This is a genomic window from Allobaculum sp., assembly GCF_047010065.1.
In the GTDB taxonomy this organism is placed as follows: Bacteria; Bacillota_I; Bacilli_A; order Erysipelotrichales; family Erysipelotrichaceae; genus Allobaculum; species Allobaculum fili.
The window spans coordinates 1-17,410 of record NZ_JBKXLD010000046.1 but is presented as its reverse complement, the minus strand read 5'-3'; the positions used below and the strand labels follow the sequence as shown (position 1 = coordinate 17,410).

Annotated in this window: 15 protein-coding genes and 1 pseudogene; 8 read left to right on the top strand and 8 right to left on the bottom strand. The window is 45.1% G+C overall.

Annotated elements, in window-relative coordinates; genetic code table 11:
• Positions 1-334 (bottom strand): annotated as a pseudogene (locus ACLUYS_RS05565) (transposase); the annotation flags it as partial.
• Between ACLUYS_RS05565 and ACLUYS_RS05560 the strand changes: the two are divergent.
• Positions 310-1,257, top strand: a complete 948-nt coding sequence (locus ACLUYS_RS05560) for a Cna B-type domain-containing protein (RefSeq protein WP_412659346.1) — start codon at positions 310-312, stop codon at positions 1,255-1,257. The pseudogene ACLUYS_RS05565 and the gene ACLUYS_RS05560 overlap by 25 nt on opposite strands.
• 278 nt (positions 1,258-1,535) lie before the next feature.
• Positions 1,536-2,405 (top strand): C39 family peptidase, encoded by an 870-nt coding sequence (locus tag ACLUYS_RS05555; protein WP_288339100.1) that lies wholly within the window; start codon positions 1,536-1,538, stop codon positions 2,403-2,405.
• Between the two features lie 171 nt (positions 2,406-2,576).
• Here the strand turns inward: ACLUYS_RS05555 and mgtE (ACLUYS_RS05550) are convergent, their stop codons facing one another.
• Both mgtE (ACLUYS_RS05550) and mgtE (ACLUYS_RS05545) read right to left on the bottom strand, forming a co-directional pair.
• On the bottom strand, positions 2,577-4,013 hold the full coding sequence (mgtE, locus tag ACLUYS_RS05550) for a magnesium transporter (protein WP_288339099.1): 1,437 nt from the start codon (positions 4,011-4,013) through the stop codon (positions 2,577-2,579).
• Positions 4,014-4,028: 15 nt separating this feature from the next.
• Positions 4,029-5,453, bottom strand: coding sequence for a magnesium transporter (gene mgtE, locus ACLUYS_RS05545; RefSeq protein ID WP_412659345.1), 1,425 nt, complete (start codon positions 5,451-5,453; stop codon positions 4,029-4,031).
• 814 nt (positions 5,454-6,267) lie between these two features.
• Here mgtE (ACLUYS_RS05545) and rlmD point away from each other — a divergent pair.
• Complete coding sequence (gene rlmD / locus ACLUYS_RS05540; protein WP_412659344.1) at positions 6,268-7,542, top strand: 23S rRNA (uracil(1939)-C(5))-methyltransferase RlmD; 1,275 nt, start codon at positions 6,268-6,270, stop codon at positions 7,540-7,542.
• A 373-nt stretch (positions 7,543-7,915) separates the two neighbouring features.
• Here the strand turns inward: rlmD and ACLUYS_RS05535 are convergent, their stop codons facing one another.
• Positions 7,916-8,995, bottom strand: a complete 1,080-nt coding sequence (locus ACLUYS_RS05535) for a hypothetical protein (protein ID WP_412659343.1) — start codon at positions 8,993-8,995, stop codon at positions 7,916-7,918.
• A 36-nt stretch (positions 8,996-9,031) separates the two neighbouring features.
• On the opposite strand from ACLUYS_RS05535, the gene ACLUYS_RS05530 reads away from it, so the two are divergent.
• On the top strand, positions 9,032-10,147 hold the full coding sequence (locus ACLUYS_RS05530) for a DNA cytosine methyltransferase (protein ID WP_412659342.1): 1,116 nt from the start codon (positions 9,032-9,034) through the stop codon (positions 10,145-10,147).
• 2 nt (positions 10,148-10,149) lie between these two features.
• Here the strand turns inward: ACLUYS_RS05530 and ACLUYS_RS05525 are convergent, their stop codons facing one another.
• From ACLUYS_RS05525 to ACLUYS_RS05510, 4 genes are all read right to left on the bottom strand, one after another.
• Positions 10,150-10,599 carry a very short patch repair endonuclease gene (locus ACLUYS_RS05525; protein ID WP_412659341.1) on the bottom strand — a complete coding sequence of 150 codons (450 nt, stop codon included), beginning with the start codon at positions 10,597-10,599 and terminating at the stop codon, positions 10,150-10,152.
• Positions 10,600-10,704: 105 nt separating this feature from the next.
• Positions 10,705-12,987, bottom strand: a complete 2,283-nt coding sequence (locus ACLUYS_RS05520) for an AAA family ATPase (RefSeq protein WP_412659340.1) — start codon at positions 12,985-12,987, stop codon at positions 10,705-10,707.
• Positions 12,987-13,706 carry a hypothetical protein gene (locus tag ACLUYS_RS05515; RefSeq protein WP_412659339.1) on the bottom strand — a complete coding sequence of 240 codons (720 nt, stop codon included), beginning with the start codon at positions 13,704-13,706 and terminating at the stop codon, positions 12,987-12,989. Before ACLUYS_RS05515 ends, ACLUYS_RS05520 begins: the two co-directional genes overlap by 1 nt.
• Positions 13,703-14,290, bottom strand: a complete 588-nt coding sequence (locus ACLUYS_RS05510; protein WP_412659338.1) for a hypothetical protein — start codon at positions 14,288-14,290, stop codon at positions 13,703-13,705. The genes ACLUYS_RS05515 and ACLUYS_RS05510 overlap by 4 nt, the downstream gene beginning before the upstream one ends.
• Before the next feature lie 564 nt (positions 14,291-14,854).
• Between ACLUYS_RS05510 and ACLUYS_RS05505 the strand changes: the two genes are divergently transcribed.
• Genes ACLUYS_RS05505 through ACLUYS_RS05490 form a run of 4 tightly spaced genes read left to right on the top strand, consistent with a single transcriptional unit; the run spans position 14,855 to position 17,358 of the window.
• Positions 14,855-15,412 carry a hypothetical protein gene (locus tag ACLUYS_RS05505; protein ID WP_412659337.1) on the top strand — a complete coding sequence of 186 codons (558 nt, stop codon included), beginning with the start codon at positions 14,855-14,857 and terminating at the stop codon, positions 15,410-15,412.
• Between the two features lie 17 nt (positions 15,413-15,429).
• Entirely contained in the window at positions 15,430-16,200 is a 771-nt protein-coding gene (locus ACLUYS_RS05500; protein WP_412659336.1) for a phage antirepressor, read from the top strand.
• Positions 16,200-16,583 (top strand): hypothetical protein, encoded by a 384-nt coding sequence (locus ACLUYS_RS05495; RefSeq protein WP_412659335.1) that lies wholly within the window; start codon positions 16,200-16,202, stop codon positions 16,581-16,583. The genes ACLUYS_RS05500 and ACLUYS_RS05495 overlap by 1 nt, the downstream gene beginning before the upstream one ends.
• On the top strand, positions 16,576-17,358 hold the full coding sequence (locus tag ACLUYS_RS05490; RefSeq protein ID WP_412659334.1) for a primase alpha helix C-terminal domain-containing protein: 783 nt from the start codon (positions 16,576-16,578) through the stop codon (positions 17,356-17,358). The genes ACLUYS_RS05495 and ACLUYS_RS05490 overlap by 8 nt, the downstream gene beginning before the upstream one ends.
• Positions 17,359-17,410: the final 52 nt, after the last annotated feature.

Below are 17,410 nucleotides of genomic sequence, written 5' to 3'. Positions count from 1 at the left end.
TGTCATAGCCAAGAACCACATATACAGCCTGTTCTTTTGCACCACGATCGGTTTTCACTGATACATAAAGGCAATCGACGAATACGAAAGGATAGCACTTCTTCAGGGGACGCTGACGCCACTCATCAACAACCGGATAGACACGATCTGTGATGTTTGAGACTGTTTGTGCAGAGACCGAGAAGCCATAGATATCCTGGATGATGTCGGAGATGTCGCACTGCGACATGCCCTGGCCATACATACGCAGTATCTTGTCCTCGATATCTGAAATATCCCGACTGCCTTTAGGAACTGCCTGAGGCTGGAATGTACCAAGGCGATCACGAGGAATACGAAAAAGTTCAGACCAAACTGAGCGAAGAATACAATGCACTGGAAAACCCGGATGAAACGGTCGTTCTTCGCTACTCGCTCAGTGAAGAAAACAATCTGGCCAATACGCAGTACGAACCGAACACGGATATAAGTTCTCGATTACGTACCGCATCTGGATCGTCTGCTGATCTTCAACTCGCCGCAGGAAACGGACGCTTACTACAGTGCAGCTGCCAGGAGGAGGGTCATGCCGTTAAGCCGCTGTCGAGTTTTGTCAACGTAGCCAAACCAGTCAACCAGCCAAAAAGAGATACAGTTTCGATTCCTGTAGAAAAACAATGGAAGGGAACGAAACAGCAGGAAGTCAACATCGAACTTTTGAGGGATGGCGTGCTTCAGTTCAATACGCTGACTCTGAACGATAAGAACGGCTGGAAAGGCACGTTCGAAAATCTGGATGCGGTCTATGAAAACGGCAACGCGTACGTCTATACCTTTCAGGAAGCCGGAGAAGAACCGAAAAAAAAAGCGGATCATCCGCAGGTTCTGCTCGAAGGCGTCCTGTATGATGTCGAAATCGCCGGCGATGCCCAGAACGGTTTCGTCGTTACGAATGCCGAAACGCTGCACACACCGAATAACGACATCGAGGACAGTGAGGACAGTAGCCACTCCTCTTCTCAGAGCTCCGAGGATTCCAAAAAGGACACGTCCGACAGCAAGTCCCCTACAGAAGATAAGTCCAGCACATCGTCTTCTTCTTCCAAATCGACTTCGCAAAGCAGCGATTCCAGCCAGCGTGATCCAAAATCGAGTGCGAACGCTTCGAAAAACAGCGTTCACACCGGTGTAGGAAACGACGTATTCGACTATGCGGCCGCCTTTGGCGTCAGCGCAGCCGTCCTGGCCTTTGCGGTTGTCGCGATGAAGAAACACTAAATCAAAATACAGTTTTTGATGAAAACAGAGAAATGCTCTTCTGGAAAGAACCTCCCGCATTGGAGCATGAATCTCTGCTGAATCAAAAACCAGACCGAAAGCCCCAGTGCAGCCGCGCTTTCGGTCTTTTATAATGCTGGAGATCACAGAAAATGACTATGGTCGGAAAATCGTACGAATAGACAAAAAAGATTTAACTTCCATATATAAAATCGAAATGACTGTTTCAGTTTATAGACGCACCCCGGTATACTGTTTTCAGGAAAACAGGAACCGCTATGAAGAAGAACAGAAAGAAAATCATTTTATTTCTGCTGAGTGCCGTGATGATGACCGGCTGCACGTCGCCTTCTGCCAGAACGGACGATTCAAAATCGTCAGACCAGAAGAAAACCGAAGAACAGATCGACAAAACGACATCGAGAGACGCATCCAGTACGGAATCTAAGACGGCTTCAAACACGGAATCCAAAAATGCGTCCGACAGGGAATCGAATTCGAAAACGGAAAGTATCGGATCGGATGAAAACGAGCCAAGCGATATGGAAAGCCCGATCGTTACTCCTGACGTTAGAGAACAGCCTGCCTCCGCCGATTCGATCCGGCTGGCCGTCCCGCAGTTCGTTCAGGAAACGAATTATTACTGTGCGGTTGCCTGCCTCCAAATGGTCCTGGCGTATCACGGTATCAATGTCAGCCAGAGTACGCTGGCAGCCGGTCTGAATACGAGTCCGGTTTCCGGTACCGAATATGCGGATCTGGCAAGAGAAGCATCCAAATACATTTTTGGAAAAGCACCGGAAAATGACACGGAGCCCGGCTATCGTGCGCTCCTCTGGACGCGCAATGCGGGCACAGACCAGATGAAAGAGCAGTTCTTCGCTCGAGCTAACGCAGATCTGCGCTCCGGCGATCCAGTCTTTGTTTCCATCAACCCGCATCTGGCGTATGGAGAAAGCGTCGAAACCGTCCATGAACTCGTTTTATACGGTGCAGACTTTGATGAACAGGGAAACGCGACGCATTACTACTGCATTGATCCGTATGGAAAATATCAGGACAGCGCGTTTGGCGGCAAAAAAGTATTTACAGCCGATGAGCTGTGGAATGCCATGAACAATAACCCGGAACCAGGCTACGTCTGGTAAAACCGGGATGACCCACTTTCTCAATTTTCATAAAAACGATAAAAACCCGATCAGAAGCAGCGGATCCTCGTGGAAGGAGGCGTCGCTTCTGACCGGGTTTGTTTTATCTGAAAATAAATCGTGTGAGGACTGGATAGATCCTGTATCCCAGGCATACCTGCATGTATTGAATTACATGTGCAGGAGATTGATCAGGAAAATCCAGGCCAGACCATAGTAGGTGACTACGCCGACCATATCGTTGACGGTTGTGATCAGCGGTCCGCTGGCTACGGCCGGGTCAATGCCGATTTTCTTGAAGAAGATCGGGATCGTCGTACCGGTCAGCGAAGAGATGATCATCGCCAGCCAGAGGGAGAGGCCGATGCAAAGAGAAATCGCGTAGGCAGGGCCCCAGGCATAGCTCTTCGCAAAGTGAACGTACAGACCGAGCAGAAGGAAGGCGCATGTTCCGATAATCAGACCGTTCATGGCGCCGACCCGGACTTCTTTCCAGATCAGGTAAAGCTTCTGCTTGCGCTCGAGCGTATCGTCCATCAGGACGCGGATGGTAACGGCCAGCGACTGGGTACCGACGTTACCGGCCATGCCGAGAATCAGAGACTGGAACGCCATGACGATTGTCAGCTGGGCGACGACGGTTTCAAACATCGAAACAACCGTCGAAACGCAAAGGCCTAAAAACAGCAGGATGAGCAGCCAGGGAAGACGCTTTTTCAGCGACTGGAACAGAGATTCTTCCAGGTCTTCTTCAGCGGCCAGACCGGCGAGTTTGGCGTAGTCTTCGCCCATTTCCTCATCCATGACTTCGAGCAGGTCCTGCGAGGTGATGACACCAAGAAGCAGGTTGTCGTTGTTTAGGACTGGAATGGAGTCTTCGTTATAGTCTTTCAGTTCTTCGACGACCCGGTCGATCGGTTCGCCGGCGTAAACGTACGGATAGCTGGTCGCAATGATTTCATCGAGCGGGAGATCCGCACGGGAAATGATCAGATCCTTCAGGGAAATGGCACCGTAGTACATGCCGTTTTCATCGCGAACGTAAATCGTTGTGATGTTGTCGTTTTCCTTTGCCTGATTGATGACTTCGCGCGTGGCCTGCTTTACGGTCAGGGCCTTGTCGACCTCGATGTAGTTGGTCGTCATGCGCGAACCGATTTCGTCTTCATCGTAGGAGAAGATGACCGAAATCTTTTTGCGGACTTCCGGTTCGAGCAGTTCGAGAATGATTTCGCGTTTTTCCTTATCGATTTCCTTAAGCAGATCCGCCGCTTTGTCCGTCTCCATTTCGTTGATGATGGCGATCGTCTTGCGGATGTTCATTTCGCTCAGGAACTTAGCGGAATCGTCTTCATCCATGTATTCGAGAATTTCGGTCAGACGTTCCGTTCCGAGCATGCGATAGAGCTTTTCGCGTTCAAACTGAGTCAGTTCGGAGAAGGCTTCGGCGATATCGTTGGCGTGGTAATCGTCGAGCTTGTCGCGAAGCAGCTTGGGCGAGTTGACGGTCCGGATAATTTCCAGAATTTTCTGCTCGTAGCGCGGGCGGGAATGAACGACTTCTTCGGCGGATGTTTCCTGTACGGATGGGGCTTTGTTTTCTTCCATACTTCTCGCCCTCCTTTAAATGTGCAGCATCTGAATCAGGAAGATCCAGACCATGGAATAGTACGTGGTGGCGCCGATCAGGTCGTTTAATGTCGTAATTAACGGACCGGACGCGGCAGCCGGGTCAATGCCGAAATGCTGGAAAAGAATCGGGACGGCCGTACCCGTAAACGAGGAAATGACCATACTGACGATCATCGCAACCGCAATGCAGCCGGAAATCGCATACGATTCCATCCAGCCGTACCCGGCGGACAGGTGAATGAAAATGCCAAGAACCAGTGCAGAGCCGGCGCCGATGATGACGCCGTTCACAAGACCGGTACGCATTTCTTTCCAGACCAGAAAGAGCTTCTGCTTTCTTTTCAGATCCGGATCGGCCAGAACGCGAATGGAGACGGCCAGCGACTGGGTACCGACATTTCCGGCCATGTCAAGAATCAGCGACTGGAAGACGACCGCAATCGTCAATGCCGCAACAACGGATTCGAACATGGAAATCACAGCGGAAACGCCAAGGGAAAGTGCCAGCAGCAGAAGCAGCCAGGGGGTACGCTTTTTCAGAGATTCAAACAGAGTTTCTTCAAGATCTTCTTCAGCAGAAAGACCGGCCAGCTTGGCGTAGTCTTCGGAGTTTTCCTTTTCGGCCAGCTCAAGAAGATCCTGACGGGTAATGATGCCTTCGATCTGGTTGTCGTTGTTGAGAATTGGGATCGAGTCTTCTTCGTAGTCTTTCAGATCGTCCATGATCGAGTCGATCGTTTCCGACGCGTAGACAATCGGGAAGTTGACTTCGATGATGTCCTCAAGCGGTGTGTCCGCACCGGCCGCAAACAGATCCTGAATGTGGATGGCGCCGTAGTAGACATTGTTTTCGTCCACGACGTAAAGAATCGAAAGGTTATCGGTATTGCTGATGCGGGCCTGATCGCGCAGGGAGCGCATCGCGGCTTTTACATCGGAATTTTTACGGATCTTAATGAAATCCGTACTCATTTTCGAACCGATCTCATCTTCGCCATAGGCGGCGATACGGGCCAGCTTGCTGCGCAGTTCTGGATTGAGCAGTTCAAAAATGACATCCCGGCGAGTGCGGTTCATATTGCGCAGGACTACGCCAGCATCCTGGGGTTCCATTTTGGAAAGGATGGCGATCGCCTTACGGATGTTGATTGCCGAAAGATAGTCGGCCTGTTCGTCTTCTTCCAGATACGGAATGACTTCAGCCAGACGCTCGACATCGAGAAGACGGAAGAGCTTTTCCTTGCGCGTATCGTCGAGATGACTGAAGGCATCGGCGATGTCGCTGGCATGGAATTCTTCCAGCTTGTAGTGCAGCGCTTTGGGAGAGAGATTCTGGTCCATCAGCTGCACGATTTCAACGTCGTAATCGGGACGCACGGCTGGCTCTGCCGTCGTCACGCGTTCGTTTTCGCTCATAAAAACCTCCTTGGGGCAGAAGGTCCATGGGGAATACAAAATGGTCAGTCGGTTTAGAATCCATCTGGAAAGAAAAGCAGACACGGCGAAATACCGCAAAGGAATTTTGCCTGGAAACGAAGTATTTCCGTGGCTGCAAAGATTAAAAATTCTCATTTTCCTCTGGAAAAACGTTTTGCGAAAAGCTGGAAAAAGACCGGACGGCTCAAAAATTATAACGGCAGCCGGATCGAAAAATGCGCGATTTTTCAGAGAAAAAGGAAGGATCGGATTTATCGATCGTTGAACAGATGGAAAAAGACCTGAGGTTCTGCCCCTGAATTTGTCGTGACAGGAACAGGGGCCGGATCATCATTTGTCATGGGGCATCACCTCCTTTACGCTCTTTTCATTATAGGTCACAAAATGGGCAATTACGGGTAAATTGCCGGGCGGAAATTGTTCTTTTTCTTGCCAAACGTGCGATCAAAAGAGAGCTCATTCAGTACGAGATCTAAATCGCTTTCTGTGCACAGTTTTGACTCGAAAACCGGGCAGAACGCGGACGAATGCCTGCCATTGAAAGTCGGATCACCGTTTCATCCTCGTCTTCCGACCGGGTTACGGCAGAGAAAAGGGCTAAATGAATTCGATTTTCTGCATCTATGTCAAAATAAAATCGTCTGAACCCCAGAAACGGGGAAATCCCCCAAACTGCATGGCGAAAACGGAAGGAATCTTGCCTAGTATTCCTCCATCCATTTTTTTCGGACCATCCAGTTTTTTCTATGCTTCAGGACAGAAACGATTCAAATCTGGAAAGGATGAATATCCAATGTTTAAATGTCCCGTTTCCAAACAGTGCGGCGGCTGCGAACTGCTGCACGTTCAATATGAAAAGCAGGCTAAGCTCAAGCAGGAGCAGGTACAGGATCTGCTTGATCAGGCACGGCTGAAAATGACGGCCATGCCGCCGATCATGGCCGAAACTTCGATGTACTACCGAAACAAAGTCATTTACGGCTTTGCCAAGGATAAAAATAAGAAAGTGTATTCCGGCCTGTATGCGCCAAAATCCCATCGCGTCATCCGCACTTCCGGATGTGCGATGCAGCCAAAGCTGGTAAACGACATTCTCGATGAAATAACCAAGCTGGTCGATTCGATGAAAATCGAACTGTATTCGCCAAAAACCGGAACCGGTCTGCTCCGGCATGTGCTGATTCGCTACGCACAGGAAACCGATCAGGTCATGGTCGTTTTCGTTACGTCGCGCAAGGAATTCCCGTCGCGCAAAAATATGGTCCGGGCTCTTCGTGAAAAATTCCCGCAGATCAAAACGATTTTGCAAAACGTCAATCCGCGCGATACGTCCATCGTCCTGCAAAACGAAACCCTGATTCTTTACGGAACTGGAACGATTACCGATATTCTCTGTGGTCTGCAAATTACGTTTGGACCGTCTTCGTTTTATCAGATCAACCATGACCAGTGTCAGGAACTGTACACCAAGGCCCGCAGCATGCTGCAGCTGAAGAAAACGGATACCGTTCTCGATACGTACTGCGGCGTCGGAACGATCGGTCTGGTCATGGCGGAAGACGCAAAGGAAGTTACTGGCGTTGAACTCAATAAGGACGCGGTCGAAAACGCGCGTCTGAACGCCCATTCCAACGAAATCGAAAACATTCGCTTCCTGGCCATGGATTCCACCCGCTACATGCAGGAAGCTGTCCGCAATCATACCCATTACGATGTGATCATTCTTGACCCGCCTCGTGCCGGTACGACCAGAGACTTTATCCAGGCGGCATCCCGTCTGAATCCGGAAAAGATTCTCTACATTTCCTGCGATCCGAAAACGCTCGTCCGGGATCTGGTCTTCTTCAGACAGAACGGCTACACATCCAAAACGGTTGAGCTGGTGGACATGTTCCCAAATACCAGTCACGTCGAGAGTATATGTCTGCTGACATCAGCCAAGGGAAAACCGAAGACTTTTAAGAAGAAAAGCCCGTCAAAAGGCGTTCAGAAGCCGAAAAAGGATCTGAATCCGTATGAAAAAGCCCTTCTGGAGCTGAAACAGTCAAAGAAGAACAAGAAAAAGTAGAGAAAAGCAATCGCCCGAAGAAGTTAGGATCTCCGGGCGATATTTTTTGAGGGTGTGGAAAAAATACAGTTCTGCGAGCGACGGGGGAAGGGATGACTTGACAAGACTGTTAAAGATGAAGGGTTGACATGACAAGGCTATTGTGGTGGAGAGGGTTGTCTTGACAAAGTTATTGCAGGTGGAGGGCTGTCCTGGCAATAGTTTCAGATGTAATTGGGATGTAACTGTCAATATTACAATGTCAGATTTGGGCAATCCAGGGCAGAGGACGGTAACTAGATAGGATTAGCAAAGCGACATGATCCATTTTCAAAAAAAGGCGCGGAAAATAACGCGTCTTTTGGTGGCGGGATTTAAAGGTTTGATGGTAAAATCACAGCGAAGGATCGCCCAAGACACCTTCGGCAAAATCTAACCCTATCTCTTTAAAGAGCTCAGAGTAGCTGTATTGTTTTGCGATGCTATTTAAAACTGAGTAATACTCGGTTAATAAATCGGAGGATTGAAAATGCTTAATATCTTTATCTTTCCAGTGTTCTCTTATAAATTTTTTGTTTTCTAGCGAGGCACTTCTCAACAGTTCTTTTATTTCCCCTGAGCACTCGGATAAAGTATAAATCGTATGGGGAACTAAAATTCCATGCAAATATTTCTTGCCACTTGCTGAAAAACGATCACGAATATTGGTTGTCATAGTGTAATAACGATCAACCCAATAAGCGGCTACTTGTTTATAATCAGCGGATCGAGGTTTCAGCAGGTCGTTTGGAAATAGAATATAGGCTTCGGCAATTAACATTTTCTTTTTTTCGGCTGATAACGATGCAAAATCTTCTGGTGCTAATTGATCCGGCAAATACCAAAGTTCCGAAGAATTTGAAACATGTTCTCGCAAAAATTGTTTAATCCATTTGGCTTTTTCACCTTTATCAAGATTACGAACAGCTTGATAATCTGAGAGCGAACTGAAAATGCTTGCATCGCTTTCCATGTCTATTAAATATCTTGGAGAATGGGTAACAGCGATAGTACTTAGCGCCTGCCAATATGGCCGATATTTTATTGTGTAGTGGTCCTCTGTTTTCTTATTGATCATTCCAAACAATACATAGATTTCCTCGTAGTCAGAGTCGGTGACGGACTCAAAGAAAGAACCACCTGTAATTCGCCAGTTCTTACCCTGGGTACTTTTCAGCTCGATCCCATATTTTCGAATTCGTTCACCATCTCCAATATATAGTGTAATATCTGGAAAATGATGACCAAAATTGAGCGTTGCGCTAATGGTATTGGAAGTTGGTTCAATTTCAAGATAACCGCATTCATTTAAAACTTCGGAAACGAGACACTCAAAGCCATTATCGGATGAGCCTGTACCCAAATGACGGGTTTGAACTTTAGTTTGTTCTAATTTATCTTTCAAAGAGGATAGAAACTGTTCTATTAACTGCATAAAAACAATAACCTTTCACTATTTGAGGAGAAGTATATGAGTAAAACCTATTTCATTAAGAATTCAAAAACAATCGACGCAGGATCCGTACCGTTGCCAGTAGGCAATAAAAAATATAAAATCGGCAGCTTGTTTTCAGGCTGTGGCGGAATGGATCTTGGGTTTATTGGCGATTTTACTTTTCTGGGAAATCACTATGATAAAAATCCATTTGAGATAGTTTTCTCAAATGATATTTTCGAACAAGCGGCGGATTGTTATGAAAGCAATCTCCATCATAATGTTATCAGAAAAAGTATATGTGAAGTGACGGATGACGAATTACCAGCAGAACCTATTGATGTCCTGCTAGGCGGTTTCCCATGTCAGACATTTTCACTTGCTGGAAAAAGAAAAGGCTTATCTGACCCAAGAGGCCAGCTGTACTTAGAGATGATTCGTCTTATCAAGCATTATCACCCACGTGTTTTTGTGGCTGAAAACGTGGATGGAATAAGAAATTCAAGAAAAGATCGTCACGGAGAGTCGGTGGATAAATCCGCTTTAGATACCATTCTTGAAGATTTTGAAAAGGCAGGTTACGCAGTTCAATATAAGGTTTTAAATGCCGCTGATTTCGGCGTGCCCCAGCAGCGAAGAAGAGTGATTATCATCGGGATTAGAAAGGATTTAGGTGACCAAAGAGATATCTGCTATCCTCTTGAGAACCATAGTGAAATCCAGACCCCCGGTATTCCTCTATGGGTTACAGCTAGGGATGCAATTGATGATCTTTGGGATAAAGTGAATTTAACTAGTATATCAAATCACACTGTAAGAGATATATCTAAAGCGAAATTTTACCCCGGAAGAAAAATGCAAGGAAATAACCAGATAAAAGCTGACAAGCCTTCACCAACAATCAGGGCGGAGCATCATGGAAATATTGAAGCTCATTATCGATCAAATAATCCCGGAAATCCGGATGACATGTCCGGGTGGAGAAGATTGAGCGTTAGAGAATGCGCAAGGCTGCAATCGTTTCCTGACGATTACAGATTCGTCTGCTCCGCTTCCATGGCCTATAAAATGATTGGAAATGCTGTACCACCAGTTATGGCGTGGAATATAGCCAGGGCGGTATTGAGCATATTGGAGAAAATTGAAAAATAGCATCAGAGCTCATCATAGAGTTGCTGGTTATTTAAAAAATTAATAACTTCATCAAGGACTAGTTGCTGAAAGGACTGGTCCTTTTTCATCCGTTTAATTGTACATTCCCAGACAACAAGGCATTTAATGTTCTTATGCGCTAAAGATTCTCGTGTTCTTTCGTCTCGTTCAATATTCTTTTTGAATTTAGTCTCCCAAAAATCAACATTACTTTTTGGCGTTCTTGTTAAAGGACATCCAAGGTGTCGATGCCAGAAACATCCATGAATGAATATTGCGGTATGATATTTTCTCAGCCAGATATCAGGGTGACCTGGAACAGAGTCTGGATGTAAAGAATATCGATAGCCATGTTTAAAAAGAAGTTTTCGAAAATAAACTTCGGGATTAGTGTTTTTCGAGCGGACTTTGGCCATCACAGCACTTCGTTCAGCAGTTGAAATATTATCCATCATTTTGCTCCTTTCGTGCCTGACTGACCAGTTTGTAGACGGAAAACAGGAGCTTATCATCATGAAGGTCTCTTTTTGGTTAGGTCTGGGTCATAGATGATTTGTTTAACAACGAATCATCATATCGTAGTGTTGCTTTTGGCCCATGATTTCAAAAATCATAGCAAATACTTTTCTACATTCTTCTGCATCCATACTATCTTCAACGAAATTAAACCCGTCATTAAGTCCAGCTGTTGATGTATCGAGATAAGAAAGCAGCGAAGAAGCGATCATATACCGCCCGGTATTATCTGTTCCGTCTTCGTTTTTGAAGCGCCCATCTGTCCTTGCATCGTCCAGAATAGCCTGGTGCACCCCGGATCTCTCATAACCAACAATTTGCATGAAATAATATTCAAGAATTCTTCTCATCACATTAATTAAGGGTATCGGACGGGTCACTTGATTCAACTCTTCCCATAATGCAGCATACTGGTTTTTGACTGGGTTGATGTTGATTTCTTTAGAGGGGATTTCAGGGTCGGGGCCTGTACAAAGCTTAATTGACGATTTTGTATCTGATTTTCGAACAAGAAAATATGAAACGTAGTTGTAATATCGAGCATAGCCGTGGGTAAGGTCCCTGTGAAAGTAGGCGTTATGCGTCAAAACAAAAATCTGCTTTATAAAGTTTTGAGTAGAGTTTGATCCCGTAAAATCAACATTATTTCTACAGATTTCGATCATTTTTCTTACTAGAGCACTTACGATAAATAAGCAACTGCTGTCCATACTTGAAATCGGGTCATCAATGACAACTATCTTGTCGCGAGTATCTCCTGTTTCGCTTAGACTTCCAAAAACTAGGTAATAGAAGTAAAGGAAGGCGATGAAATTCTTTTCTCCTTCACTTAGATTGCTTGCTACTGTCCAGTCATCTCGACGAACTTCATAGGTATGATCTTTGCCAAAGCTGTTGACAAGCTGAAATCCCTGCATTCCTGAATCTTTGAGCATCTGATTGATTTTGTTTTTTGCTGTATCAGTTTCGACAGTTTGGAATTGAAGCGATTTTATCTGGTTATCGATTTTTCTGATGCTCGTTTCCAGGCTTGATAGTTCGCTTTTCCAGGAATCTAAGGATACTTTTTGAGAACTTTGTTGGGAATGAAAATTGGTAATTTCATCCTGAAGTCTATAAGAGCAGAGATTGAATACAGCTTCGATACATTCCTTTTGCTTGCTCGTTTTCTGATCGACAATATTGTTGTTCTCATCAATGAGTTTATTAAATCCCTCAAGCAGACTGGATACTCCCAATATATAGGGTTTCGTATCTATGAGATATACCGTTTTTGATGGGGTGTCGATCTTTGATCTGATAGACTCAATGTTTTGTTGGATCTGGCCATAAAGAGCAGCAAGTTTATCGTGGTAGGGTTCCAGATCAATCCCAGGCATTATGTCGGATGGTATGTGTTTGAAAGTCAAATAGAGTTTGTTGGCATTCGATCTATATCTCTCCAGAAAACTATTCAGCTGCTTAATATCAGTCTGGTATTTACTGTCAAAGCTTTTGATAAATATATTTTCAAAATCTGAGGGGAGTGACTGTCCACAATACGGACACACATCACCTGCTTTTTCAGCAAACGTAGTGTGGCCTTCGTGAGCCCATTCAGTAGAACCAATCGATTTCAGTATTTTTGCAAGATCGGTTTCTGCGCTGTTTACGATAATAGCCTGAAGAATTTCGGAACCAGGAAGATGATCCAGAACTGCAGTGTCAGGAATTATTGGAAAGTGTTCATATTTTCTGGCGTCTTGGGAAAATGCTAAGTTATACATCAACTGCAGCTTTTCATAATCATAATCTGCTGGTTGATGGTTCATTACACATTCCGTAAACAGCCTGGTTGTCAGCTTACCCTTTTGTGTTCCCGAAAAGCTCTTCCTGAGGTCTTTCGTCTTTTCCCAGCAATATTTATAAAAATCTGTTGCTTGTTCCGGGATCTTTTTTTGAAGTTCAAATATTTTTTGCTCCAAATCGGCTTTTTGAGTACTAAGTTCATTTTTAGTAATGTTCAGTTCGTCAATCTGTGTCTGTATCTCGTTGTTCTTCTCATTCAGGGTGAATACACCTTGGAGCCCCTGATAATCAGCTAAATTCCTGTCAATAAAATCCTGATTGAAAACCAGGATATTATATTGATCTGCTGAGCGACTATTTCGGAAACAAACATTTGATCCTGCAGCGTGGATAGTTCTGGCAATTGTGGTTTTACCGGTTCCATTGTTTCCAAATAGAAAGTTGATGGTGGTTGGGCGCAGTTCTACAGGTTCTTTTGAGAAACTGGCCTCAGTAAGAGTAATTGATTCAATTTCGGAAGTAAGCTTATCTGCCATCAAAATCCCCTTTCATCTGGACCGGGTATTCCAGAAATTCCAGCTTGGAAAAAAGCTTCAAAGATATTCGCCTGCTTAACGTACCAAGCAGAGTGGTTCAGCTCTCTAACCGGCGTATCAGTCCTTAAATTAAAAAAGACCGCATTAACTGGATCGTTCAATATTGATTGTGGAAAAGTCAACAAAGGCTTGAAAACCACTTTAACTGAAGAGTATTCGGTCGAAATAGCTTTAATATACCCAAAGGCGCATTCCTGATCCGGATCAGTTTCTCCATACAACTTTGTGTTTTCGGAGCAAATAATGGCTGGAAATGTTTTTAATTCTTTCTGTCCTTCTAGTTTGAGTGAAGAGCAGCGTTCAAAGATTTCTTCAGGTACGTAGTATTTTGTTAATGCTCTCCGTGAATCAAAAGAGATGATATTTGAATTCAGCACCTCCTCGTCAGCGGTAACGAGCAGCTGATAATAATCCGTACTGAATTTTTTAATTATGCGTAAATCTGATATTGAATAATCATTTTCTAGTTCATTTCTACTAGCAGATAGAAAAGGCAGACAATCTTGTCTTCCGTTGACCGGAGTATATTCTAGTTTCTCAATATTGATTTGAAGATGTCCACCAGCTTCGTTAGCAATATTCAAACTGTTCTCACCGGTGTCATGAATATTTGTTTGCTTAACTGGAACAGCAGCTACTTTTGCTGGGGAGTTGCTCATTTCTTCTTGTCTCCGATATTGATCACAAGATTCCCGGTGTTTACTAAATTCGTGCTCCCCGCACCGTTATTGGAAATATTATATTGACTCTGAATATAGGTAACAGAATTCATGCTTTTTTCAGAGTAATCGGATGATTCTGGCGCATCTACTATTTCCGCATAAACTGTTTCCTTTTCATCCTTATTGGCGCTCCTTTGGGCGCCTTTTCTTTTTGATCTAGCAGCAGTCTGGATGATGTCGTTGAACAATTCAGCAAGTTTCCTCGGGAGATTGTCCTCATTCAATTCTGGGATGAACGGCTGAAACGCTTTTAAAAGATTCTCTTTCTGAGCATCTTCAACTTTATCGATATAGGTTGCAAAGTATTCAAGCTCAATTTTGGAGCTGATCTTTTTTGCAATTCCCGAAATTCCGCCACGACCATTGAAGTAATTCTTAAAGGAATCCAAGGTCAGGTCGCTCAGAATCCCTCTATCTTCTATGTTGAGCATATTGTCAAACAATTCTTGAGTAAATATATCAGTTGCCATATCACCACCCAGGATAGGCTTAAGGATCTGTGCAAATTCTGAGAACTCCATAAAGTCCCCCTTTCTTATTTTTATCAACTGCTCTCAAGCCAATAAAGGGAAAGCTCCGGGAGACTTCCCGTGGCTTCCCGAAGCTTCCCGAGTGAAATTTTTAAATCAACTAATCTTAAGCTGTGGAAAGCAAATCGATTGACTGAAACGCCAGTTTTTGTATTGAGAGCGATTACTTTTCATTATAGCAGTCAAGATGACAATTTTACATAAGCTTACGGTTTTTTTGTGGTCGAGATGAAAAGGTCAAATGGCTGCGTCAGAAACGCCTGAAAGGAGGAATGGCCTGTGAATTAAATCGATATATCTGACAGTGAAGTGACTGGATAGTCAACCTGCCTTTAAAAACCGCTGATGACGGTTAATTCATCAAAAACATAATCTCAAGCCTAATTACGTAATACGGCGAGAGGTACAAAATTGAGCTCTTTATCGAGAAAGCGGTACTGAGCGCAATTCGAAGTACCTTTTTCGTCATGCGCAAACAGGCAACAGAGTCGGTACTTCGAGTGCCGGCTCTTTTTTTGACCTCTCGTCCCTTACCCAGGCGGAAAGGAACGAGAAATGCTCGATTTAAAAATCCAAAACGAAGACAAAGAACAGGTAGTGAGACTGGATGCCAGTGAAGTAAACGGCTGGCTGAACATCTGGATGGAAGAGAACGAAAGTGAAGAACACTTCGGAACGCGGCTGCAGGAAGCGATTGATATTGAGATCAACCGTCCTGAATACAACATCTGGCATCGCGAAACCAGACACCTTGGCTGCAGCAAAGCCAAAGCGGATGAGAACGGCATCTATCCAGAAGAGCCGCTGATGAGTGAGCTGCGTGACCCATCTATCTGCATCAAAGAGCAGCTGGACAGAGAGCAGCGGTGGGAATACGAAGCCTGCTGTCAGTGGTTTAAGGATAATTTCAAACCGTCCCAGGCTCAGATGCTGATCGCCATCATCCTGGATGACTGCTCAATCGAAGACTATGCCAAGCGGATCGGAGACAAAGCCAATAATGTCAGCCACCGATTCGTCCGACTCAAAAAGAAATTGAAAAAAGTTTATGAGGAACGTCCTATTTCCGGATCGCCCGTGGCTACCCAATGGGAGGGGCGCCACTCCCACTAGAAAGAGCAGGTTCAACAATGGAACTCAAAAAATTTAGCAGTGCGGAGTTTGGCTCCGTCAGAACAAGCATCATTGACAATCAGATTTACTTCGTCGGTAAAGACGTGGCCGAGTGCCTGGGGTACTCAGATCCAAATAAGGCAATCGCCATGCATGTCGATGACGAAGACAAACTCAACGACAAAATGTCGTCGAGTCTTGGTCAGCGGGGCGGTTGGTTCATCAATGAATCCGGACTCTATTCCCTGATCATGTCCAGCAAGCTTCCAAAAGCAAAGAAATTCAAGAGATGGGTTACTTCCGAAGTCCTGCCATCAATCCGTAAAACCGGGATGTACGCTACTGATCAGCTTCTGGACAATCCTGATCTGGCCATCGCTGTATTCACCCAGCTCAAAGAGGAGCGCAGACGAGTGCGGGAACTGGAAACAATCAACCTGATCCAGAATCAGCAGATCCTGGAAATGAAGCCGAAGGTCAGCTATCATGACAAGATTCTTCAGAATCCTGATGTTGTTCCGATTACAACGATCGCAAAAGATTACGGATACAGCGCGAAAAAGTTCAATGCGCTGCTTCATGAGATGAGCATCCAGTTCAAAAAGGGAAGAATCTGGTTCCTGTATCAGAAATACGCAGACCAGGGCTATACCCAGTCAAAAACCTTTGACGAAAACGGGCATACCTTTATGCACACTTACTGGACTCAGAAGGGTCGGTTGTTTCTTTATGACTTTCTCAAAAATGAGGGAATCCTTCCCATGATCGAAAAGGAGGATCACGAATAATGACTCACCAGATCTATATGAACAAGCGGATGGCTGATCCGGAACCCTGGATGCCACTTACCTATATCTGCAGCCCGTACTCAGGCGATACTAGAACCAATGTTCAGAAAGCAAAGCGGTACAGCCGCTTTGCAATGCTGGAAGATGTCATTCCGGTTACTCCGCATCTTCTATATCCAAGGTTTATGGATGACAAAAACCCGGAAGAACATGAAAAGGCGATGCGCTTCAACTATGTCCTTCTAGGCAAATGCGAAGAACTCTGGGTATTCGGAGGCGTGATCACCAGGGGTATGCAGTCTGAGATCAATCTGGCCAAAAAGCGGAACATGATGATCCGCTGGTTCAACAGCGAATGTGAGGAGGTTCCGGCTTATGCGTAGCTTTACCTTATACACCGCGAATGTTACAGGCAGCAGCACAAACTGCCTGTATCCTCTTGCGGTGACAGTTGATTCTGAAGAAGCACTGATCACGGCCACCTCGAAAGATCATGTGGCTGCTAGATATACCAATAATTACCGCAGCCGGGAAAACTTCGAATGTTCCGATGTTATTCCGCTCGATTGCGACAACGATCATTCAGATAATTCTGAGGACTGGATGACTCCCTACAAGCTTTCTCAGCTGATTCCGGGAGTCGGTTTTGCTGCTACCTTTTCCAAAAGCCATAACAAGCAGAAAGGGAATAAGTCGCCTAGACCGAGATTCCATGTATTTTTCCCGGTGGAGATGATCTGCGATGAGGAGAAATACACAAAGCTGAAGCAGCAGATTGCTTATGAGTTTCCGTTCTTTGATGCCAATGCCATGGATTCCGCTAGATTCCTCTTTGGCTTTGAGTCGGATGGAGTGATTTACCAAGGCGATCAAACGATTGTTGATTTTCTGGAAAATGATCCGTTTGCCGATCTGGATGCTCAGACAGAACAGATTGTCCAGGGACAGCGCAATGCGGTTATGAGTCATATCGCTGGCCGTCTGATGAAGCGATATGGAAACACAGAAGAAGCCCATAACATTTTTCTGGAGCAGGCGGAACGTTGCAATCCTCCGTTAGATGAAGAAGAACTCGATCATATATGGAATAGCGCTGCCAAGTTTGGGAAAAAGGTGGCTGGCCAGAAAGGCTATATTCCACCGGAAGTATTCAACTAGAACTTTCCCAATGAGCTTAACTATACAAATCGCTCGTTTTTGAAATTTCATC